The sequence below is a fragment of the Nocardia sp. alder85J genome, from assembly GCF_020176955.2.
GTDB lineage: Bacteria > Actinomycetota > Actinomycetes > Mycobacteriales > Mycobacteriaceae > Nocardia.
In genome coordinates, this window is the sequence record NZ_JAIUCZ020000003.1 from 217,734 (window position 1) to 238,209 (window position 20,476).

General features: G+C 69.1%; 23 protein-coding genes. 6 read left to right on the forward strand and 17 right to left on the reverse strand.

The features are described from left to right. The first annotated feature begins 80 nt into the window (after positions 1–80). Both LBW94_RS12310 and LBW94_RS12315 read left to right on the forward strand, forming a co-directional pair. Positions 81–821, forward strand: coding sequence for a CPBP family intramembrane glutamic endopeptidase (locus LBW94_RS12310; RefSeq protein WP_225057736.1), 741 nt, complete (start codon positions 81–83; stop codon positions 819–821). Between the two features lie 205 nt (positions 822–1,026). Beyond that, entirely contained in the window at positions 1,027–4,059 is a 3,033-nt protein-coding gene (locus tag LBW94_RS12315; protein ID WP_225057735.1) for a hypothetical protein, read from the forward strand. Between the two features lie 681 nt (positions 4,060–4,740). Here LBW94_RS12315 and LBW94_RS12320 read toward each other — a convergent pair. After that, complete coding sequence (locus tag LBW94_RS12320; RefSeq protein WP_225057734.1) at positions 4,741–5,388, reverse strand: DUF433 domain-containing protein; 648 nt, start codon at positions 5,386–5,388, stop codon at positions 4,741–4,743. A gap of 157 nt (positions 5,389–5,545) precedes the next feature. Here LBW94_RS12320 and LBW94_RS12325 point away from each other — a divergent pair, with 157 nt between their 5' ends. After that, complete coding sequence (locus LBW94_RS12325) at positions 5,546–6,151, forward strand: maleylpyruvate isomerase N-terminal domain-containing protein (protein WP_225057733.1); 606 nt, start codon at positions 5,546–5,548, stop codon at positions 6,149–6,151. A gap of 200 nt (positions 6,152–6,351) precedes the next feature. Further along, a complete protein-coding gene (locus LBW94_RS12330; protein WP_225057732.1) occupies positions 6,352–7,599 on the forward strand; it encodes a hypothetical protein in 1,248 nt (415 codons plus the stop codon). Between the two features lie 169 nt (positions 7,600–7,768). On the opposite strand, the gene LBW94_RS12335 is transcribed toward LBW94_RS12330, so the two are convergent. The 13 genes from LBW94_RS12335 to rpsJ all read right to left on the reverse strand — a co-directional run bounded on the left by LBW94_RS12335 (position 7,769) and on the right by rpsJ (position 15,041). After that, a complete protein-coding gene (locus tag LBW94_RS12335) occupies positions 7,769–8,845 on the reverse strand; it encodes a DUF6585 family protein (RefSeq protein WP_225057731.1) in 1,077 nt (358 codons plus the stop codon). Between the two features lie 171 nt (positions 8,846–9,016). Further along, positions 9,017–9,556: a hypothetical protein gene (locus tag LBW94_RS12340; protein ID WP_225057730.1), complete on the reverse strand. Its 540-nt coding sequence runs from the start codon at positions 9,554–9,556 to the stop codon at positions 9,017–9,019. 208 nt (positions 9,557–9,764) lie between these two features. Next, positions 9,765–10,061 (reverse strand): 30S ribosomal protein S17, encoded by a 297-nt coding sequence (rpsQ, locus tag LBW94_RS12345; RefSeq protein ID WP_225057729.1) that lies wholly within the window; start codon positions 10,059–10,061, stop codon positions 9,765–9,767. Next, complete coding sequence (rpmC, locus tag LBW94_RS12350) at positions 10,058–10,297, reverse strand: 50S ribosomal protein L29 (RefSeq protein WP_225057728.1); 240 nt, start codon at positions 10,295–10,297, stop codon at positions 10,058–10,060. The genes rpsQ and rpmC overlap by 4 nt, the downstream gene beginning before the upstream one ends. Next, positions 10,297–10,713 (reverse strand): 50S ribosomal protein L16, encoded by a 417-nt coding sequence (gene rplP / locus LBW94_RS12355; protein ID WP_225057727.1) that lies wholly within the window; start codon positions 10,711–10,713, stop codon positions 10,297–10,299. The genes rpmC and rplP overlap by 1 nt, the downstream gene beginning before the upstream one ends. A 3-nt stretch (positions 10,714–10,716) precedes the next feature. Next, entirely contained in the window at positions 10,717–11,520 is an 804-nt protein-coding gene (rpsC, locus tag LBW94_RS12360; protein ID WP_225057726.1) for a 30S ribosomal protein S3, read from the reverse strand. Beyond that, the gene (gene rplV / locus LBW94_RS12365; RefSeq protein WP_225057725.1) at positions 11,521–11,922 is read right to left on the reverse strand and encodes a 50S ribosomal protein L22; all 402 of its coding nucleotides are present in this window, start codon (positions 11,920–11,922) and stop codon (positions 11,521–11,523) included. Further along, on the reverse strand, positions 11,919–12,200 hold the full coding sequence (gene rpsS / locus LBW94_RS12370) for a 30S ribosomal protein S19 (RefSeq protein ID WP_019931198.1): 282 nt from the start codon (positions 12,198–12,200) through the stop codon (positions 11,919–11,921). Before rpsS ends, rplV begins: the two co-directional genes overlap by 4 nt. Before the next feature lie 15 nt (positions 12,201–12,215). Continuing rightward, positions 12,216–13,046 (reverse strand): 50S ribosomal protein L2, encoded by an 831-nt coding sequence (rplB, locus tag LBW94_RS12375; protein ID WP_225057724.1) that lies wholly within the window; start codon positions 13,044–13,046, stop codon positions 12,216–12,218. A 33-nt stretch (positions 13,047–13,079) separates the two neighbouring features. Continuing rightward, positions 13,080–13,385 (reverse strand): 50S ribosomal protein L23, encoded by a 306-nt coding sequence (rplW, locus tag LBW94_RS12380; RefSeq protein WP_019931200.1) that lies wholly within the window; start codon positions 13,383–13,385, stop codon positions 13,080–13,082. Then, positions 13,382–14,053 carry a 50S ribosomal protein L4 gene (gene rplD / locus LBW94_RS12385; protein ID WP_225057723.1) on the reverse strand — a complete coding sequence of 224 codons (672 nt, stop codon included), beginning with the start codon at positions 14,051–14,053 and terminating at the stop codon, positions 13,382–13,384. Before rplD ends, rplW begins: the two co-directional genes overlap by 4 nt. Then, the gene (gene rplC, locus LBW94_RS12390) at positions 14,050–14,715 is read right to left on the reverse strand and encodes a 50S ribosomal protein L3 (protein ID WP_225057722.1); all 666 of its coding nucleotides are present in this window, start codon (positions 14,713–14,715) and stop codon (positions 14,050–14,052) included. The genes rplD and rplC overlap by 4 nt, the downstream gene beginning before the upstream one ends. 20 nt (positions 14,716–14,735) lie before the next feature. Then, a complete protein-coding gene (gene rpsJ / locus LBW94_RS12395; RefSeq protein ID WP_003938093.1) occupies positions 14,736–15,041 on the reverse strand; it encodes a 30S ribosomal protein S10 in 306 nt (101 codons plus the stop codon). 487 nt (positions 15,042–15,528) lie between these two features. Here rpsJ and LBW94_RS12400 point away from each other — a divergent pair, with 487 nt between their 5' ends. Beyond that, positions 15,529–16,005: a hotdog fold domain-containing protein gene (locus LBW94_RS12400; protein ID WP_225057721.1), complete on the forward strand. Its 477-nt coding sequence runs from the start codon at positions 15,529–15,531 to the stop codon at positions 16,003–16,005. Between the two features lie 110 nt (positions 16,006–16,115). Here the strand turns inward: LBW94_RS12400 and LBW94_RS12405 are convergent, their stop codons facing one another. Beyond that, positions 16,116–17,048 carry an esterase/lipase family protein gene (locus LBW94_RS12405; protein WP_225057720.1) on the reverse strand — a complete coding sequence of 311 codons (933 nt, stop codon included), beginning with the start codon at positions 17,046–17,048 and terminating at the stop codon, positions 16,116–16,118. 155 nt (positions 17,049–17,203) lie between these two features. Between LBW94_RS12405 and LBW94_RS12410 the strand changes: the two genes are divergently transcribed. After that, on the forward strand, positions 17,204–18,628 hold the full coding sequence (locus LBW94_RS12410) for a lycopene cyclase family protein (protein ID WP_225057719.1): 1,425 nt from the start codon (positions 17,204–17,206) through the stop codon (positions 18,626–18,628). On the opposite strand, the gene LBW94_RS12415 is transcribed toward LBW94_RS12410, so the two are convergent. Both LBW94_RS12415 and LBW94_RS12420 read right to left on the reverse strand, forming a co-directional pair. After that, a complete protein-coding gene (locus tag LBW94_RS12415) occupies positions 18,575–19,600 on the reverse strand; it encodes an SDR family oxidoreductase (RefSeq protein WP_225057718.1) in 1,026 nt (341 codons plus the stop codon). The genes LBW94_RS12410 and LBW94_RS12415 overlap by 54 nt on opposite strands. 71 nt (positions 19,601–19,671) lie before the next feature. After that, positions 19,672–20,475, reverse strand: a complete 804-nt coding sequence (locus tag LBW94_RS12420; RefSeq protein ID WP_225057717.1) for an enoyl-CoA hydratase-related protein — start codon at positions 20,473–20,475, stop codon at positions 19,672–19,674. Between the last annotated feature and the right edge of the window lies 1 nt (position 20,476).

Consider the following 20,476-nt stretch of genomic DNA (forward strand, 5'->3'; position numbering starts at 1 on the left):
ACGGCACCGGTCCACTCGGACATCCCCGCCATCCACACGGGCCTGGCACACTCCCGGCAATCGCTCGTACACTGGCCACGATGTCTCGGAGCAGTCACGATGCCCGGCCGCTGCCGGGCCGGTTGCGCGCCCACCTCGATGTGGTGGTCGTGGTGCTGGCGCTCGCCTGCACCGACCTGATCGCGCACTACACCGTGGCCTGGGCCGGGGTGTTCACCGTGCCGCTCGCGGTGGCGGCGCTGGTGGCGCTGATGCGGCGGCGCGGCATCGGCTGGGCCGAGCTGGGGCTGGGACGCCGGCACTGGCGGCGCGGCGCTCGCTATGCGCTGGTGGCGGCAGGTCTGGTGATCGCCGCCGCCGCGATCGGCGTCGCGCTGCCGATCACCCGGCCGTTCTTCCTCAACAATCGCTACGCCACGGTGTCGGGGGCGCTGCCGGCCTCGCTGGTACTGATCCCGCTCCAGACGGTGATTCCCGAGGAGTTCGCGTTCCGCGGGGTGTTGCACGGCGCCCTCGACCGCGCGTACGGGGTGCGCGGAGTGTTCGCGGCCGGATCCCTGCTGTTCGGGTTGTGGCATGTGGCGTCGTCGATGGGACTCACCTCCGGCAACCGGGGCCTGAGCGCGATCCTCGGCGGCGGCCTGTTCGGGCAAATATCCGGCATCCTGCTTGCCGTGGCGGCCACGGGCGCCGCGGGCTTCGTCTTCACCTGGCTGCGGCGGCGCAGCGGCAGCCTGCTGGCACCCATCGCGCTGCACTGGTCGCTGAACGGCGCGGGCGCCGTGGCCGCCGCGCTGGCCTGGCACGTCGCCCTGCACTGACCGCGACTCGCCCGGAATTGCGGCACTCCGCCGAAATGATCACCGACGCCGATTACGGCGCGCCACAGCAACTTCGGACGCTGCGGAAATGACTAGAGCATTGACCACGAGGTGGTAACGGATTACTCTCACTGCGATCACACATATGTTCGAACGAACACATTTTCGATAACCGAGACTGTACCTGCTCCGGGAAGGGCGCGCCATGATGGACGACCAGTCGTCCGGAAGTGCCGGCAGTTCTGAGATCGCCGCCCTACGGCAGCGGGTGGCCACGGCCCGGGGCAAATTGCCGTTGCAGACCGATCCGGCACTGCTCGAGGCCATGTCGGACACCGAGATCGCCGCCGAACGCGAACTCGCGGAATGGATCCGGGCCCAGCGGCGGCGCCAGCGCAAACGCTCGATCAGCGCCGAACTGGCCGCCGAGCAGCGCGACCGCCGGGTGGCCGACTCGATCCAGCGCTCCGACGAGGCCGACGCGCACTGGCATCGCCGCGCCCTCGCCGCCCGCCGCCGCGTCTCCAGCCCCGATGCCCGGCTCGCCCAGCTCTACCGCCGCGCCGAATGGTCCTCGCGCGCCCTCATCGCCGTCGTCGTCCTCGGCATGGTCTGGGCGGGTGTGAACGTCCAGCACAATCTGGTACCCAGCGGCGACATGACCGACCCGCTCTACTGGCTCAGCTACGGCTTCGAAGCCATGATCTCCATCCCCATCATCACCATCATGGTCGTCGCCACCACCGCCGCCCGCTGGGGCCGCGACCTCCCCCGCGGCAAGATCGCCATCCTGGAGATCGGCCTGCTCGGCATCACCATCGGCCTCAATGCCGGGCCGCACATCGCCGCCGGTCGCACCGCCCATGCCGCCGAGGCCGCCATCGCCCCCATCATGGTCGGCGTCATCATCTGGCTGCACGCCTGGGTCTCCGCCCGCTACGCCATGCTCATCGACGGCGCACCGGTCGTGGACGCGCACACCGGCCCTTCCGCCCCTCGGACGGTGACGATCCCGGTCCCCGCTGCCCTGTTCCCGCGCCAGGACGCGCCGCACACACTGTCGACAGGCACCACCGACGGTCCGCTCCCGCACCCGGCGGACGACGAGCCGTACGAAGTCCCGAGCCACCAGGCGGCCACCGCACATGTTCCCGCCGAACATCTCCGGCCCGCACCGGAGAACGGTGGGACCACAACGGCCCTGACCGACCCGATCCCGATGTCCCCGCTGCCCCGGCCCGTCGCCGACCCGATCCGGCCGTCCGCGCGCAACGCCAGGAACGGCCGTGAGCCCGGACTCGGCTACGTCGGCCGCAACGGATACGAATTCACCGCGAATCCCGGCGGTCGCCTGGGCGACGGCGGTCACAACGGATCGAACGGCCACGATCCCCGCAACGGGCACAACGGCAGCGATCCCGACGGCCGGCGCAATCCGAACGGCCACGCCGGCCCGGCCGATCGAACCAGCAACAACGGCGCGAACGGTCACAACGGCAACGCAATCCGCAACGGCAACGCCGGCCACAGCTCGCAGCACGGCCAGGACGGTCGCTCCCACAACGGCCACAACGGAATCGGATACGGCCGCAACGGATACGACAGCGGCAGTCGAAACGGCCACAGCGGTACGAACGGGCACGCCGTCCAGGGTGACCACACCTCCCGCGATGACGAGACCACCCGAAACAGCCGCGGCGGCAAGACCGGCGCCGATTCCGGGAACAGCCGTAACGGCAATCATGTTCCGGGAACCGACGACCCGGGCGGTGACGACAGTAGACACCTGAACGGTCACGCCCTGAACGATCGTGGCAACACTCGCGACATCGACCACCCCGACGGCGCTTCGGTCCACAACGGTCACAGCCTTCAGGACGACCGGGACACGGTTCGCAGTGAGGGGCACGGCCGCAGCGAGGGCCGGAACGGCTACGGCAGCCACGATGTGCACCAGCACGACGGCGATGATCGGTCCGACCGAGTTGGTAGCGACCACGACCGGCATGACGCAGCCGAGACCCGGAACCTGCACGAGGACAACGACACTCATGGCCTCAATGCCGCCGGGCACGATCACCTCGGCCGGACGAGTGACCGCAACGGCGATGATGCACGCGATGGAAGCAATGGCGTGCAGTACGTTCGAAACGGCCGCAGCGCCGGCAACCCGGCCGGAGACCACCCGGGTGCGGACGGCCGCGGCGGAGACGAGCGCAGCGCACACGGAGGACAGGAAACCGGACGTGTCACCGGCGCCGACTCCCCCACCGCGAGACAGGCGACGGCACCGCGAAAGACCAATGGGCACAACCACCCGCGCGCCGCGCTCGACGCTGATCGAGCCGGCGAGGCCGGCATGAGCGACCCCGCCATCGCGGATCCCGCGATGGCGGCCGTCGCGAACAACGCTGGGGCCGAACTGGTTACCGCCGCTGCCACCGCGCGCCCCACGGCAACTACTCGATCGAACGAGCAGCAGGCACCTGCCACGGGCATCGACACGCCGCCCCCAGCGGCTACTCGCCCGGCCTCCCGGACGAACGCGCAATCCGCACCGGCCGCCCTCGCCGGACCGGAAGTACAGCCCACCTCGGATCCACAGGCGAGCACATCAGCCGCACTACCCGGACTCGAAATACACCCGACCGCAGATTCGCACTCGGTGCCGCAGGCACACACACAGCCCGCGCCCGCTGGACCGGAGGCGCGGTCCACGGCGACGGCACGGTCGACGTCACGGACGAAGCAGCCGGAACCGGCTGCACTGCCCGGACTGGAGATGCCCGCCTCGGAAGCTCGTCCCGCCCGCAAGAAGGCGGAGGCGCAACCCGCTCCCCGGCCCGAATCGTCCTCACGCCGAAGCCAGAACAACCGATCCGAGGCGAACGCGGAGACGTCCGCCGGCTCGGGCGCATCCGAGTCGACCGGTAGTCGCCGCCGTCTGGCCGAGGCCGACCGCTGGGTCCAGCCGCTTCCGATTCCCGCCGACACGCTGTACTCCGACAGCGACGATTTCGACACCGACATCGCGGACCGCGAGATCTGGGCGGTGGCGCGGGAGATCTCCGAGCGCGGAATGTCGCGCCTGCCGATCGACCAGCTCGCCGAGATGCTCACCCTTGCCGACCAGTCCTGGACCCCGGCCGCGATCGGTGCGGAAACGGGAATGTCCGGATCATCCGTCCTGCGGATCCTGGAGGCCGCACGCCGCCTGCGCGCTACCGCCTACAGCTGAACTGGTTACGCGCCTGCGGAGAACCTCGTCCCAGACAGTGTCACTGTTCGAGAGAATCGGCCGACCGGATTCGCGGTCGGGCAGGGCCACGTCCCGTGGATCCTTCTGGTGGACACGGCGTCTGTGACGGGCCCGGACCGACCGCTGCCTGCGCACCATGGATCCGCTCGACCACCTACTGCTACCGGTTATCGAGCTACAGCATGACCGGCCGAGTGCTGCTCCAGCAGTTGCCGTTCCGAGGCGTGCCCTCGGGTATCCGGCTGTGTTCCGCAGCGCGTCCGGACCCGCAAGTCCACCGGCATCCCTACGCACCTCCGGTCCGCTACCAGCGCCGTCACGTGCTGCCCGACCGCACCCAGCTGGAACTGTTCTCGTTCCCGGACCCGCCGGCGCACCCCCGCGCGGCCGGAGGCACAGAGCCTGCGGCGCCTGGCCCACGTGGTGACGGATGTGGCTGCGGCCGAGCTGCGGGCACGGAGAGTTCCGACCGAGGCGGTCCGGGTCGACGAGTACGCGGGAAAGCGGTCGGCCTGCTTCACCGACACCGATGGGTTGGCGCTGGGGTCGTACGAAGTGTTCAACTGCCTGGGGTCGCCAGCGACGCCTGAACCGGTCCGAGTTCTCCCGAACCGGCGGCCGTGCCGTACCGAGCGCTGGTCGAGAATGAACCCGGGCGACTCAGGCAAGCTCAGCCCGGACAATTTCCTGCACTTCCACTTCATCGAGTCCGTATTCACCGGCGACGACAGCGATCGGTTCCCCGGATTCGAAGAGGTCGATGATCGCGCTGACGGGTACATTGCTCCGTTGCAGCACCGGTCCGCCCCAATTGATCCGGGAGTCGATCACGACCGGCGCCGTCGCCGGGAAGCGCGGCAGTCGCAGTCGCGTGGCGTACCCGGAATCTCCCCAGTCGATACCGCCGAGGTACCCGGTGACGAACTCGCGCACCGGTATCCGGCGGCCGTGCACCCGAGCGGGCTCGCCATCGCTGTACTCGACGAGCAGATCGATACCGTCGGTCGCGATGCGCTCGTTCCCCAATGCGTATTCCGTGCCGAAACGTGCGCGCAGGTCCGCGACCGCCGCGTGGGTACGAGCCGTGCCGAACCGCAGCTCGGTATGGAGCGCACGGAGCACATATACCTCGACGAGCCCGATGAAGGGAATGGTCACTCGGCTGCCGCGCTCCGGTGGCAGCCGGTGGACGAGGCGGTGGCCGTCGGCATCCGCCGAGAGCCACGAATACACGGTCCGTTTCGGGACGACGAGCTGGTGCGACACATCGGCTGGAGTGAACAGCGCGTCGTAGAACACATCGGCCATCAGCGCACGCCCCCGGGCTCATCCGATTCTCTGACGATCTCATTTCTTAGCAGAAGCCGCCACGGCACGCGCATCCCGTTGTTCGTTGCGTTCCGGCGATCGCCGTGATGGCATGGGCGGAACCGGCCGCCGCGGCCGGGAACCGGACGGGGTTGCCATGGATGTCGATGTGCTGGAGCGACTCTGGCGGTCGTGGGGTGAGCGCGGGGTGGGGCTGAGTGCCGCCGAATGGGGACGGGCGACCCGGCTGCCGGGGTGGACCGTGCAGGATCTTTTCGCGCATGTGGCGCCGGATCCCAAGGTGCTGCACTTCTTTCGTGGGCCGCTGGTCGCGGAACCTGTGATCGCCGGTGGGGCGGAGTTGCTGCGAGCGCTGCACGCACCCGGCGGGGTGACCCGCACCCGGGCCGACGAGATCGCCGCCGGCGCACGGCAGGCCGCCGCGGTGGGTACCGAGGTGTTGTCGCGGTACTTCACCGATACCGGGGCCGAGGCGATCGGGGTGCTGCGGGCGGCCGATCCTGCGCTGGGACGGCACTATCCGCAGGTGGGGAGTGTGAGTGTCGGGGCGATCGTGGAGGCGGCGATCGTGGAGGCGACCGTGCACCTGCTGGATCTGATCGCGGCGGTCGGCGGGACGGATGTGCCGGAGGACGGGTTGCGGCGGACCGTTCAGATCCTTGCCGCGGTACCGGATCCGGTGGTCTTCATCGAATCCGTGACCGGCCGGGGCGAGGGGACGCCGACGCCGATTCTGCGCTGACACGCCGGGAGTATCACCTCTCAACCGAAACAGGAGTGAACAGGCGCAACAGTGTCACCGGCCGGATAGCGATTGCGGTGCGGGCCCGTCGGGGGCAGCATGGGACCCCGGGTAGCTCTAAGAACACCCGCACGATGCTCCACTGCTCACAGGTATTCGACGACCGGGTGCGGTGCCGGATGCCTCCAGGAAGGCCAGCGATGCGCGAAGACCAACCGACCGGCAAAGAAGAGATCGCCGCTTTGGCTGAGCAGGTGAAGACCGCGCGCGGGAAGCTGCCACTACAGCAGAACGCGGCGCTGTTCGACGTGCTCTCCGACGACGAGTTCGCGGCCGAACGGGAGCTGGCCGAATGGATTCGGGAGAAGCGGCGGGTGCAGCGGCGCGACTCGCTGAAGGCCGAACTGTCGGCGGAGCGGCGGGATCGGCGGGTGGCCGACTCGATCCGGCGGTCCGAGGAGGCCGACGACCGGTGGCATCGGCGCGCGCTCGCGGCCCGGCGCCGGGTCTCCAGCCCGGACGCCCGTCTCGCACAACTGTTTCGGCGGGCCGAATGGTCCGCTCGCGCCCTCATCGGCGTCGTCGTCCTCGGCATGGTCTGGGCGGGTGTGAACGTCCAGCACAATCTGGTACCCAGCGGCGACATGACCGACCCGCTCTACTGGCTCAGCTACGGCTTCGAAGCCATGATCTCCATCCCCATCATCACCATCATGATGGTGACCACGACTGCCACGCGGTGGGGACGTGACGTCAACCGCGGCCGGGTGGTGCTGCTCGAGGCCGGGCTGCTCGGCGTGACCATCGCGCTGAACGCCGGGCCGCACATCGCCGCCGGTCGCCTCGCCCATGCGGCCGAGGCGGCCGTCGCCCCGATCATGGTGGGCGTCGTGATCTGGTTGCACGCCTGGGTTTCCGCACGGTACGCGATGCTGATCGAGGGCATCGCCGACCTCGAGCAGGAGCAGGCCACCTCCGCGGTGGCGACCACGACCGTGCGGGCGGATCGGATCTTCCCGGTCGAACCGGATCTGTTCGCCGAACTCGAATTCGAGCCGGACCGAACCGCTCTCACCGAGGGCGCGCTGCCTACTCCGGTCGTGAGCCCGAACGACACTCGCCGCAAGCCACGGCCCGCCGGTGCCCCGCGCGACTCCGTGACAGAGCCCGATACCCGGGTGCTGGCCGCTGTGGACAACACCCCCGACGATTTCGCCGAGTCGATTCCGGAGGGTGAGGACATCCAGCTGTGGACGGCGGCCCGTGCCATCTCCGACCGCGGGCTGTCCACCCTCCCGATCGAGCAGTTGGCCGAAATCCTCACGCTGGCGGACCAATCCGCCTCGCCCACCAGCATCAGCACCGAAACCGGCCTGCCTCGGGCGACCGTCGTACGGGTGCTGGAATCGGCGCGCAAGCTCGGACCGCGGTACGCCATCACCGGATGAGGGCCATCACCGGATGAGGCGGCCCGGTGCCGGCCGGGACGGGCCGACACACAGGCCGGCGGACCGTGACGCGGGGGGTGAACCGGCCCGACGTGTGCTCCCCATGAAATCCGTTGTACGGCTGACGCGTCGACCCGACGAGAGCCGTCGGCCGGATTCCTCTCGGATGTCAGCCCTGTACCCCGCTACCGCTCGTCACCACGATCTCCCGCTGCCCGGCTGTCGCCGGATCATCGTCGCCGGATTCCGAGTCGTCCGCGTCGGCCACTTCGGCAGCCTCCCCGCCCACAGCAGCGCTCTCGGCCGCGGTCGCAACACCTTCGGTATCCCCGGCGGCAACGCCTGCGGTCGAATCCGCGGCCACAACGCCCGCTCCGGCGTCCGGAACCGTATCGGCCGAATCCCCGGTCACGTCACTGTCGACCACATCCGGAGTCGCCGCACCGGCAACCACAGCCGTTGCCGCCGGCGCACCCCCGCCCGCCGGCCGCCGCGGCCCGTACGGATCGGGATACTCGACCGCCGCGACCCGCAGGCGTTCGATGACCTCGTTGAAGATGTAGAAATTCGGAATGGCGCCGACCGGACCCAGCGAAATCCAGTTCCCGTCGACCTTGATCCGCACGATTCCGCCGCGCGGGTCGATGGTCTGGATCCGCTCCCACGGATACCGGGCGCCGTCGTGCACCAGCTCCAGCAGCGATACCGCGAGGGCGCCGAAATGTACGGTCTGCTCACCGTCGATCGCGGCGACGATACCGGGCAATTGTGCTGCGGTGACGGCGGATTGTACGATCGGCCCCCATTCCCGCGCCCCGGCGAACTCGCTCTCGTCGAACTCCGCGCGGTTGCCACTGGGGCCGGTCAGCACGAATGCGTAATCGGTTGCCGCGGCGGCGGACTGATGCAGCGGAATCGATTGCTGCCGCACTTCGACCGTATCCCAGTGAAATCCGACGATCGTCTCACCCGAGTGATACACGGTGAGTCCACGATCGAACAGATCCAGTCGCGCGCCCCGGCTGCGCCGATTGTGCCGGCTGCGGACCGCGGCGAAAATCCCCGGAACGAGGGCAAGCAGAACGACCACCACGGCGGCGGCCGGCGCACCGGCGACGATACACAGCCCACTCACCGCCACCAGCCCGGCGGTGACCAGACCGCAGCCGCGCACGATCGAATCTCCGCTCGCCGGCGCACGCAGAAACGTCTGCCGATGCTCGCCCAGCTGCTCGTACGAGGCCATCAAATGAATCAACTGCGTCAGGGGCACCGTTCGCCGACCGTCGGTTCCCCCGCCGCTGCGCTGCGTACTCGGGGTGGTCACCAATCCTCCATCAGGCGGTTTTTCTCCGCGCCGAAGCGTATTCCACCTGTCCGAGTACCGCTACTGCTGGGCAGAAATATCCGATCCCGGTTATCGGGTCGGGTGGCAGAACTCGCAGACGCCGCTGGCGGGCAGCTGGATGAAACACTCCTCGCACAGGCGAATTCGCGACTCGGCGACCACCGGCGCCTCGGTGCGCACGGCCGTGGCATTCCCGGCCCGCCGGGCGGCCACCTTCGGGGTCAACGGCGGAATTCCGGCCGGGACGTCGGTGCCGTACGTGGCGTAGCACTGCCAGCGCGCGTAGGCGGCGTGCACTTCCAGATCGTCCGGAACCGGCAGGGCCGCCAGTTCGAGCACGTATTTGTAGCTGTCGGTGACGGTGTGGTTGGCGCGCACGCACAGCGCGGTCAGCGGCGGCTCACCGGCGCTGTGGCAGCGCCGGGCGACCTTGCGCAGGATGGCGTCCATCCAGGTACGCCGCGGCGCGCCCGTCCGCACCCCCGACATCTCCTGCACCCGCTCGGCAAGTTCCTCGAGCGTCACGAAATGCCCGTAACCGGTGGCGGTTTCGGCGAGCACCTCGTGCGCGGCCAAGGCCCACGCCACCGAGGCGTCGCGAAACGACACCGTCTCTCCGTCGATCGTCCGCCAGGCCCCGGAAGTCGTCGCAACGTTCCTCATAGCCCGTCAAAGTTAACCGATCAAGCGTCCACTGCGCCAATTGCGGAGCGCCACAATCGCATACATCACAATCCCGGCGACGGCGAAGGCCCGCCTCCCGGGAAGGGAAGCGGGCCTTCGCTGTTCGACTGCCTGCCGAGGGGTGGGGCGTGGCCTACTTGGCCCGCTCCAGCACCTCCATCAGCCGCCAGCGCTTGGTGGCCGACAGCGGGCGGGTCTCCATGACCTGGACGCGGTCGCCGATGCCGGCGATCTCGTTCTCGTCGTGCGCCTTCACCTTGGAGGTGGTGCGAATGATCTTGCCGTACAGCGGATGCCGGTGGCGATCCTCGAGCTCGACGACGATCGTCTTGTTCATCTTGTCGGACACCACGTAGCCGACCCGCACCTTGCGGCTGCCACGTTCGGTCTCCTTGGCCGGCGTCTTGGCCGGGCCCTTCGCGTCACTCATGCCGCATCTCCCTCGTCCGCGGGACCGGTGGCCAGGCCGAGCTCGCGCTCACGCATGACCGTGTAGATGCGCGCGATCTCGTGACGAACGACGCGCAGGCGACGGTTGTTCTGCAATTGGCCCGTCGCCATTTGGAAGCGCAGGTTGAACAGCTCTTCCTTGGATTCACGCAGGCGGGCGACGAGCTCGTCCTCGGTGAGCTCGCGCAGGTCTGCGGCCGGAGTTCCGGTAGCCATCAGAACTGCTCCTCCCTGGTCACGATCCTGCACTTCACGGGGAGCTTGTGCATCGCGCGGCGCAGCGCCTCGCGAGCGGTCTCCTCGTTGGGGTAGGACATCTCGAACATCACCCGGCCGGGCTTGACGTTCGCGATCCACCACTCCGGCGAACCCTTACCGGAACCCATGCGGGTCTCGGCGGGCTTCTTGGTCAGCGGACGGTCCGGGTAGATGTTGATCCAGATCTTGCCGCCACGCTTGATGTGGCGGGTCATCGCGATACGCGCCGACTCGATCTGCCGGTTGGTGATGTAGCCCGGCTCCAGCGCCTGGATACCGAACTCACCGAACGCCACCGAGGTGCCGCCCTTGGCCATGCCGGAACGACCGGGGTGATGCTGCTTGCGGTGCTTGACCTTGCGGGGCATCAGCATTGGTCAGCCCTCCTGTTTCTCTGCCGGCGCCTCGGCCACCGCGGTGGCGGCCCGGCCGGCCTCGGTGCTGGTCGCGGTGGTGCCGGACGAACCGGACCGCCGCGGACGGCTCGGCCGCTCCCGGCGCTCGCGACGATCGTTGCCCGACGGCGTGGCGGCAGCGGTGATCTCGCGCTTGCCACCGACGATGTCGCCCTTGTAGATCCAGACCTTCACGCCGATGCGGCCGAAGGTGGTCCGAGCCTCGTACAGGCCGTAGTCGATGTCGGCGCGCAGCGTGTGCAGCGGCACCCGACCCTCACGGTAGAACTCCGAGCGCGACATTTCGGCGCCGCCGAGGCGGCCCGAGCACTGCACCCGGATGCCCTTGACGTTCGGCGAACGCATGGCCGACTGGATGGCCTTGCGCATCGCGCGACGGAACGCCACCCGGTTGGACAGCTGCTCCGCGACACCCTGGGCGACGAGCTGCGCATCCGACTCGGGGTTCTTGACCTCGAGGATGTTCAGCTGCACCTGCTTGCCGGTGAGCTTCTCCAGCTCGGCGCGGATACGGTCGGCCTCGGCGCCACGACGGCCGATCACGATGCCCGGACGCGCGGTGTGGATGTCCACCCGCACGCGGTCCCGGGTGCGCTCGATCTCGACCTTCGAGATGCCCGCCCGCTCCATGCCGGTGGCGAGGAGCTTACGGATCGCGACGTCTTCCTTCACGTAGTCCGCGTACTGCTTGTCGGCGTACCAGCGCGACTTCCAGTCGGTGGTGATGCCGAGGCGGAAGCCGTGGGGATTGATCTTCTGTCCCATTTACTTCGCCCCTCCCTTCCGGCGATTACGTGAGGCGCTGCCGGTGTCGGGCAAGCTCTCGACCTCGATGGTGATGTGGCTGGTCCGCTTGCGGATCCGGAACGCCCGGCCCTGAGCGCGCGGCTGGAACCGCTTCAGGGTCGCACCCTCGTCGACGTACGCGGTCGAGATGACCAGCGTGGCCGGGTTGAGGCCGAGGTTGTTCTGGGCGTTGGCCGCGGCCGAGGCGACGACCTTGGCCACCGGCTCGCTCGCGGCCTGCGGAGCGAACTTCAGGATGTTCAGCGCGTCCTCGACCCGGCGGCCACGGACCATGTCGACGACCCGGCGAGCCTTCATCGGGGTCACACGAACATGCTTCGCGGTAGCGCGCGCGGTCGGATTCTGAGTGTCAGTGCTCATCGCCGCTTGCTCTTCCGATCTTCCTTGACGTGGCTCTTGAACGTCCGGGTCGGGGCGAACTCGCCGAGCTTGTGCCCGACCATGTTCTCCGACACGAACACCGGCACGTGCTTACGACCGTCGTGCACCGAGAAAGTGTGGCCGATGAAATCGGGAATGATGGTCGAACGGCGCGACCAGGTCTTGATGACCTGCTTCGTACCCTTCTCGTTCTGAACATCCACCTTCTTGAGGAGGTGTTCGTCGACGAACGGGCCCTTCTTCAGGCTGCGTGGCATGTCTTAACCTCCTCCTCAACGCTTCTTGCCGCGGCGGCGGACGATGAGCTTGTCGCTCGGACGATTGGGCTTGCGGGTCCGGCCTTCCGGCTGGCCCCACGGGGACACGGGGTGACGACCACCGGAGGTCTTACCCTCACCACCGCCGTGCGGGTGGTCGACCGGGTTCATGACCACACCACGGACGGTCGGGCGGACGCCCTTCCACCGCATACGGCCGGCCTTGCCCCAGTTGATGTTCGACTGCTCGGCGTTGCCGACCTCGCCGACGGTGGCGCGGCAGCGCACGTCGACGCGGCGGATTTCGCCGGAGGGCATACGCAGGACGGCGTAGGCGCCTTCCTTACCCAGCAGCTGGATGCTCATGCCGGCCGCGCGGGCCAGCTTGGCGCCACCACCGGGCCGCAGCTCCACGGCGTGGATGGTGGTACCGGTCGGGATCGAGCGCAGCGGCAGGTTGTTGCCCGGCTTGATGTCCGCGCCCGGACCCGACTCGATGCGGGTGCCCTGCGCGATGCCCTTCGGCGCGATGATGTAGCGCTTCTCGCCGTCGGCAAAGTGCAGCAGCGCGATGTTCGCGGTGCGGTTGGGGTCGTATTCGATGTGCGCGACCTTGGCCGGGATGCCGTCCTTGTCGAGGCGACGGAAGTCGACCAGACGGTAGGCGCGCTTGTGACCGCCACCCTTGTGCCGGGTGGTGATGCGGCCGTGCGCGTTACGACCGCCGGACTTGCTCAGCGGACGCAGCAGCGACTTCTCGGGGGTCGAGCGGGTGATCTCGGCGAAGTCCGAGACCGAAGCACCGCGGCGACCCGGGGTCGTCGGCTTGTACTTACGGATTGCCATGAGTTCTTCTCTGCTTTCTGGAGCCCCTGCCGCTTACGCGACCGGGCCTCCGAAGATCTCGATGGGCTTGCTGTCGGCCGAGAGGGTCACGAGCGCGCGCTTGGTGTTCTTGCGCTTGCCGTAACCGAAGCGGGTCCGCTTGCGCTTGCCCTGACGGTTGGCGGTGTTGACGCTGGTCACCTTCACGCCGAACACCTTCTCGACGGCGATCTTGATCTGCGTCTTGTTCGCGTCCGGGTGCACCACGAAGGTGTACGTGCCCTCTTCGATCAGCCCGTAGGACTTCTCGGAGATGACCGGCGCCAGCAGGATGTCGCGCGGATCGGCGATGGTGGTCACTTGCTCTCCTCCTGTGCAGCTTCGGCGGGGCCGTGCACGAAGGTGTTCAGGGCCTCGACGCTGAAGACGACCTCGTCGCTGTAGAGCACGTCGTAGGTGTTCAGCTGATCCGGCGCGATGGCGTGCACGTTCTGCAGGTTCGCCACGCTCTTCCACGCGGCCAGATCCTCGCGGCCGACGACCACCAGGAACTTCTTCCGGTCCGACAGCTCGGCCAGGAAGCTCTTGGCGACCTTGGTGGACGGGGTCTGACCGGCGACCAGCTCCGTCACGACGTGGATGCGCTCGTTGCGGGCGCGGTCCGACAGCGCGCCACGCAGGGCGGCGGCCTTCATCTTCTTGGGCAGGCGCTGGGTGTAGTCGCGCGGCTGCGGGCCGTGCACGGTGCCACCACCGGCGAACTGCGGCGCGCGGGTCGAGCCCTGACGGGCGCGGCCGGTGCCCTTCTGCCGGTACGGCTTCTTGCCACCGCCGGAGACCAGGCCCCGGGTCTTGGTGGCGTGCGTGCCCTGACGGGCCGCGGCCTGCTGGGCGATGACGACCTGGTGCATCAGCGCGATGTTCGCGGTGACGTCGAAGATCTCCGCGGGGAGGTCGACGGTGCCGTTGGTCTTGCCGCCGGCCTCTTTCACCGGCAGCGTGAGGTTGGTCTTCGTTTCAGTGCTCACGCGTGCGCACCACCCTTCACTGCGCTCTTGACGATCACGAGGCCGCCGGTGCGGCCCGGGATGGCGCCCTTGATCAGCAGCAGGCCGTTCTCGGTGTCCACCTTGTGGACCGAGAGGTTCTGCGTGGTGACCCGGTCGTTACCCATCCGGCCGGACATCCGCATGCCCTTGAAGACACGGCCCGGGGTGGAGCAGCCACCGATCGAGCCCGGACGGCGGTGCACAGCCTGCGCGCCGTGCGAGGCGCCCTGGCCCTTGAAGCCGTGGCGCTTCATGGTGCCGGCGAAGCCCTTGCCCTTGCTGGTGCCGGTGACGTCGACGTAGGTCCCGGCCTCGAACACCTCGGCGTTGAGCTCCTGACCGACCTCGAACTGCGAGGCGTCGGCGACGCGGATCTCGGCGATGTGGCGGCGGGGGGTGACGCCGGCCTTGGTGAACTGCCCGGCGACGGGCTTGATCACCTTGCGCGGGTCGATCGCGCCGTAGGCCAGCTGCACGGCCGAGTAGCCGTCGCGCTCCACGGTGCGGATCTGGGTCACGACGTTCGGACCCGCCTTGACGACTGTCACGGGAACGACGCGATTCTTCTCGTCGAAGACCTGGGTCATGCCGAGCTTGGTGCCCAGGATGCCGGCGGCCGGACGACTCTTGTTGTCAGTCATGTGTGCTGTCCCCGTCACTGTCACTGAATGTTGACGTCGACGCTGGCCGGCAGGTCGATGCGCATGAGCGCGTCCACCGTCTTCGGCGTCGGGTCGAGGATGTCGATCAGCCGCTTGTGCGTGCGCATCTCGAAGTGCTCGCGCGAGTCCTTGTACTTGTGCGGCGAGCGGATGACGCAGTACACGTTCTTCTCGGTCGGCAACGGCACCGGGCCGACGACACGCGCGCCCGTACGGGTCACGGTCTCGACGATCTTGCGCGCCGACGCATCGATCGCCTCATGGTCGTAGGCCTTGAGCCTGATGCGGATCTTTTGTCCCGCCACGCTGAGTGTCCTTTTCTCCGCTAGTTGCTCCGGTGTGACGGTGGTCCGAAGCCGGAGCCACCCTCATGTGCATGCCCGAACCCGAGAGAAAAACAGCAGACGTATCCGTTCAGACCTCGACCGAGCCGTGCCCGATCCCTTCGCCGCTGTTCATCTGTCATGGTTCTTCCGGTACACGCGGTCGGGCGTGTCGCCTTCTCGCTCATTCTTCGGCCTCGGACAAGAACTCCTGTAGGCCTCGGAACGCTGTCCCGGAGGTACCCGTCGGACTCGACGGAGTACACGAGTGGGTACTACTCGCCTGCGAACAGGGACGCACACACCCGAAGGCAGACGCCACCCGACGCAGGCAACCCGAACAGTATGCCCGAGGCCCGGAGCGGACTCCAAATCGGGGTCCCCTCGACGGCGACAACGGTCGTCACCAGCGCGGATCGTCCTCGCGAAGACTGTCGCCGATCAACTTACCCGAAAGTAAGATATCGGCATGACGAAGGAGACCGCGACCTACCGCGGCTGGAAGAAACTGCCCGACAACCGGCTCGGGCACGCGCTGTTCTCGCTGGGGATGGTCGCCCGGGTGCCGTATTTCGGCACGGTGCTGCCCACGGTGATCCGGCTGGAACCGGGATACTGCGAGGTGATCGCGCCCAAGTGGTTCGGCATCCACAACCACCTGGGCACCTTCCACGCCATCGCCGCGTGCAATCTGGCCGAGGTGGCGATGGGCATGCTGTGCGAGGCGACCGTGCCGACCAGCCATCGCTGGATCCCCAAGGGCATGGCCGTGCAGTACCTGACCAAGGCCGAGTCCGGGCTCCGAGCGGTCGCTACGCTGCGCGAGCTGCCCGATTTCGCCGCATTGTCCGAGGGTACGGACCTGGTGGTGCCGGTCGCGATCCTCGACAAATCCGGCACCGAGGTCGTGCACGCCGACATCACCACCTGGGTCACCCCGAAGTGATCGGCGGCGGCCTACTGCGGGCCGCAGCGGCGGAGGTGACCGGATTCACCGAGCGCGTCGCCGAATCCGCCGGGCGTGTCGCCCCAGGTCGGCCGTGCGGGCCGGTGGGGCTAGCAGGGCGCCGGCGGCGAGTCCGACAGGGCCGAGAGCACCAGCTCGAGCGCATGCGGATCGGTGAGCAGTCCGGCGTGGGTCACCGGCCGGGGTGAGCAGCCGTCCTGCACCCAGATGTTGCGGTCGGCGCCCGTCGGCGCGGCGAGCAGGGCGGACCGCGGCGGCGTGATCACCTCGTCGGCACGGCTGGCGATGGCGGTCCAGCGCACGCCCGGCGCGGTTTCGCCGCCGGCGTCGAGGCGGGCCAGCACCGGCGAGCCGACGGCCTGCTCCGCGCCGGCCGTGCCGTACACCTGGGCGGCGATCTGCGGCCCGTCCAGCCCGAGCGCCGCCAGGTCGGGATAGTGCGCGGGCAGTCCGGCGAAGGTGGAGCCCCGATACGGGGTGGCGAGGGTGACCACCGTGGACGCCGCGCCCGGATGGGTGTGCAGGAACTGCCGGATCACCGTGCCGCCGGTCGAATGACCGACCAGGGCGACCCGTTTCGCGCCGGTCGCGTCGCGCACCCGGCCGACGAACTCGTCCAGTTCCGCGGCGGTCGAGGCGATGTCGGCGACGCCGTAGACCACGCGGCCGGTCAGCTCCGCGGCCATCGGGCCGGTGCCGGGCCAATTGACCCGGCTGGGCAGCCCGGCCGGGCCCGACAGCAGCCGGGCGCGACCGAAATTCGCCGCGAACACGCAGTAGCCCGCCTGCTGCAACAGCGGCGCCAGCTCCGCGAAGCTCTGCGGCGCATCGGTTCCCGCGCCGTGCACCAGGACCACCGGATCCGGCGCGGCCGCCGACGGGTGACAGGACCAGTCGTTGGCCCCGGCGGGACCGTCGGCAGGGTCGGGCGCGGGCTCGGCCAGCGCCCGCGGCATCACCGCCAGGGCAGCAATCACCGCGCACGCCACCGTCAACACGATCGACATTCGCCTGGTTGCCATGATTTGCCACGCTAGATGTCGCACACCCTTCGGCTTCCCGGACACGCCCGCAGCAAACTCCGAACGATCGGTGAATGATCAGCAATCAGGCTGCGCGCCTCGTGGCACACATCGAATTCCCAGAATGCCCGAGCGGGGCTGATTGAATGAATTACATGACTGCTCGGCATGTCCGGGATGCGGACCTTTGTGTGGTGGGACTGGGCCCCACCGGGCGCGCGCTCGCGCATCGGGCCGGGCTGGCCGGGCTCTCGGTGGTGGCGATCGATCCGCGGCCGGAGCGGATCTGGGCGCCGACCTACGGCTGCTGGGCGGACGAACTGCCGGACTGGCTGCCCGATCGCGCGGTGGCCTCGCGCATCGCGGCGCCGACGGTGTGGACGACCCGGCCGTTGCGGATCGACCGGCCGTACTGCGTGCTCTCGAAACCCGGCCTGCACGAGGCGCTTCCGCTCGACGGCGTGACCGTGCTGCCCGGCCGCGCCGCCACCGTGAGCGGCCACCGGGTGGAACTGGCCGACGGCTCGTCGGTCACCGCCGCCGCCGTCGTGGACGCTCGCGGCCTGCCCGCACCGGGTCCGCGACCGGCGGCGAGTGCGCACGGCATCTTCGTGGACGCGGAACTGGCGGCGCCGATGGTGGCCGGCGACACCGGCCTGCTGCTGGACTGGCGGGCGGAGAACGGCGCCGGGCCGGACGAGCCGCCGTCGTTCCTGTACGCGGTGCCGGTCGGTGACGGCAAGGTGATCTTCGAGGAGACCAGCCTCGGCCTCGGCGGCGGTGTGCCGCAACGCGAATTGCGCCGCCGCACCCTGAATCGGCTTGCCGCGCACGGTATCCGGCTGCGCGGCGACGAACCGGCCGAGGCGGCGCACTATCCGCTGGACCAGCCACCGCCCACCGCCGTGTCCGGCGCGCGGTCGGCGGCCGCGATACCGTTCGGCTCCCGAGGCGGAATGATGCACCCGTGCACCGGGTACGGCGTGGCCGCATCACTGTCGCTGGTGGATCCGGCGGTCGCCGCGCTGCGGGCCGGGCAGGATCCGGTCGTGACGCTGTGGCCGTGGCAGGCGCGGCTGGTGTACTGGATGCGCACCCGCGGCCTGCACGGCATGGGCCGGCTCACCACCGAGCAGACCGTGACGATGTTCGAGGCGTTCTTCACCGCCACGCCCCGGCAGCAGCGCGCGCTGCTGTCCGCCCACGACGACTACGCGGCCCTGGGCGCGGCGCTGTTCCTCACGGTGGCGCGCACCTGGCCGTTCCGCTGGCGATACGACCTGGTGGGCTGGACCAATCGCCGCCGCTGGGCGGGTTACTACGCCGCGCACCCGGCCGACACGCATCCGGCGACCATCACACACCCGGCAGGCACCGCGGGCCCGATGACCACAGCGCATTCAGCCACCACCCACCCGAGCACGTCACACCCGGCGAGCACCGGACACCTGACCACCACGCACCCGGCGGGCACCGGGCATCCCACGCACCCGGCCGTGGATGCGGCCGGCGGCGCGGAGCGGGACTCACCAGCGGTTCTCGATCCAGTACTTCCAGACGATCGGGGCGTAGGCCGCTAGGGGTGGCACCCGGATATCGGTTCCGGCCAGTGCGGCGGCGGTGTTGCGGAAGTCGAACCAGCAGTCGAATTCGCTGTGCTCCAGGACCTCCTGGGGCACCCCGAGATGGCCGAGGGCCCAGCCCAGGCCGGGGGTGCGCAGCATCGGCTCCAGAATTCGTTTCGGCATCACCTCGATCAGGCGCGGGGCGCCGGCCTCGTCGGCGAACAGGTTGAGCACTTCGGTCGCGCCCTGACGCCGCGGGTCGACCAGGTGATAGGTGGTGCCCGAGGGCGCGGGCCGATGGGCCAGGTGATCCAGTGCCCGGGACACGAAATCCACCGGCACCATGTTGGTCTCGCCCAACTGCGGTACCAGCAGCGGTAGCAACCGGGGCAGCTGCGCGGCCTTCCGCAGCAGCCGGAAGAAGTGGTAGGGCCCGGCGATCCGATCGATCTCGCCGGTGCGGGAGTGGCCGATCACGATGGAGGGCCGGTAGCTGCGCCACGGCACCTCGCATCGATCGCGGACCGTGCGCTCGGCCTCGAACGCCGCGCGCTGATACGGCGTGGGCAGCACCTGGCCGACGTCGAACATGTCCTCGGTGAACAGCCCGGTCACCGCCCCCGCCACGGCGACGGTCGAAACATGGTGCAGCACACCGGCCGCCAGCCGATGGGCGACATCGACCACATGTCCGCAGGCCCCGGGCCGCGCGGCGTCCGGCCCGGCCGCCAGATGGAACAGGTGGTCGATCGAACCATGATGTGCGGCAAGCCATTCCGGATCGATGCCGAGTCCGGGCAGGGCGGGATCACCGCGCACCGCCCGCACCCGCTCACCGGCGGCCCACTCGCGCGCGCACCGATCGAAGCGATCCACGGAAGCGGTGTCCGGCCGCACCAGCACGTGCACATCGCCGCTACGCTTCAGCAATTCGGAGACGAGATACCTTCCGAGGCAACCGGAAGCGCCGGTGACCAGGTAAGCCATAGCGGAAGACTATCGCGCACCCAAGAAGGGGATCACCGGCAGGGTTGCGGAAAGTTCACCAGACTCACCGCTCAGTCGCCGAAGACCGGCTTGCGCTTGGTGAGCATGGCGATCGCGCCCTCGGCGAAATCGGGCGAATCCAGCAGCTCGACCTGACCGGCCTTCTCCGCCGCCAGCGCGGCGTCCAGGGTGGACAGGCTGGCCTCGTTCAATGCCCGCTTGGTGAGTTGCTGTGCCCGGCGCGGGCCGTGGGCCAGCTTGGCGACGGCCTTGGCCACGATCGCGTCGAGCTCCTCGACCGGCACGGCCCGCGTGATCAGTCCCGCGGCGGCGGCCTCCACAGCGGGCAACCGCTCCCCCAGCAGCGCCAGCTCGGCGGCCCGCGCCCGACCGGCGGCCGCCGCCACCATCGCGGCCGCGCCACCGTCGGGCATCAGGCCGACATTGATGAAGGCCAGCAGCAGATAGGAATCGCTAGCGGCGTAGGTGATGTCGGCGGCCAGCGCCAGCGCCACCCCGACGCCGGCGGCGGCGCCACGGATGCTCGCGACCACCGGCACCGGCACATCGAGCAGCGTGCGCACCATGCGGTTGGCGGCATCCATCGTGAGCTCGGGGGTGATGCCGCGCTGCACGTTGGCCTCCACCCCGGACAGATCGGCCCCGGTACAGAAGTCCCGGCCCTCGCCGGTGAGTACGATCGCGCGCACGGCACGGTCCTCGCCGACGGTGGTGAACAGGTCGCCGAGGGCGACCATCGTGTGGTAATCGATGGCGTTCTTGCGCGCCGGATTGGTCAGCGTGACCCGCAGCACGCGGTCCTCCCGGATGGCGGAGAACCCGGCCGGAGTGGTGCGATTGTCGACGGTACTCATG

Excerpts from the sequence above, each read along its gene's own strand:
- rplV (WP_225057725.1), bottom strand. The coding sequence starts at position 11,922 with ATGAGCACTGACACTCAGAATCCGACCGCGCGCGCTACCGCGAAGCAT.
- LBW94_RS12310 (WP_225057736.1), top strand. The coding sequence starts at position 81 with ATGTCTCGGAGCAGTCACGATGCCCGGCCGCTGCCGGGCCGGTTGCGC.
- LBW94_RS12400 (WP_225057721.1), top strand. The coding sequence starts at position 15,529 with ATGACGAAGGAGACCGCGACCTACCGCGGCTGGAAGAAACTGCCCGAC.
- LBW94_RS12320 (WP_225057734.1), bottom strand. The coding sequence starts at position 5,388 with ATGGCCGATGTGTTCTACGACGCGCTGTTCACTCCAGCCGATGTGTCG.
- rpsC (WP_225057726.1), bottom strand. The coding sequence starts at position 11,520 with ATGGGACAGAAGATCAATCCCCACGGCTTCCGCCTCGGCATCACCACC.
- LBW94_RS12410 (WP_225057719.1), top strand. The coding sequence starts at position 17,204 with ATGACTGCTCGGCATGTCCGGGATGCGGACCTTTGTGTGGTGGGACTG.
- rplC (WP_225057722.1), bottom strand. The coding sequence starts at position 14,715 with ATGACTGACAACAAGAGTCGTCCGGCCGCCGGCATCCTGGGCACCAAG.
- rpsQ (WP_225057729.1), bottom strand. The coding sequence starts at position 10,061 with ATGAGTGACGCGAAGGGCCCGGCCAAGACGCCGGCCAAGGAGACCGAA.
- LBW94_RS12405 (WP_225057720.1), bottom strand. The coding sequence starts at position 17,048 with ATGGCAACCAGGCGAATGTCGATCGTGTTGACGGTGGCGTGCGCGGTG.
- rplB (WP_225057724.1), bottom strand. The coding sequence starts at position 13,046 with ATGGCAATCCGTAAGTACAAGCCGACGACCCCGGGTCGCCGCGGTGCT.
- LBW94_RS12315 (WP_225057735.1), top strand. The coding sequence starts at position 1,027 with ATGATGGACGACCAGTCGTCCGGAAGTGCCGGCAGTTCTGAGATCGCC.
- LBW94_RS12330 (WP_225057732.1), top strand. The coding sequence starts at position 6,352 with ATGCGCGAAGACCAACCGACCGGCAAAGAAGAGATCGCCGCTTTGGCT.
- LBW94_RS12415 (WP_225057718.1), bottom strand. The coding sequence starts at position 19,600 with ATGGCTTACCTGGTCACCGGCGCTTCCGGTTGCCTCGGAAGGTATCTC.
- LBW94_RS12420 (WP_225057717.1), bottom strand. The coding sequence starts at position 20,475 with ATGAGTACCGTCGACAATCGCACCACTCCGGCCGGGTTCTCCGCCATC.
- LBW94_RS12325 (WP_225057733.1), top strand. The coding sequence starts at position 5,546 with ATGGATGTCGATGTGCTGGAGCGACTCTGGCGGTCGTGGGGTGAGCGC.
- rpsS (WP_019931198.1), bottom strand. The coding sequence starts at position 12,200 with ATGCCACGCAGCCTGAAGAAGGGCCCGTTCGTCGACGAACACCTCCTC.
- rplP (WP_225057727.1), bottom strand. The coding sequence starts at position 10,713 with ATGCTGATGCCCCGCAAGGTCAAGCACCGCAAGCAGCATCACCCCGGT.
- rpmC (WP_225057728.1), bottom strand. The coding sequence starts at position 10,297 with ATGGCTACCGGAACTCCGGCCGCAGACCTGCGCGAGCTCACCGAGGAC.
- LBW94_RS12335 (WP_225057731.1), bottom strand. The coding sequence starts at position 8,845 with ATGGCCTCGTACGAGCAGCTGGGCGAGCATCGGCAGACGTTTCTGCGT.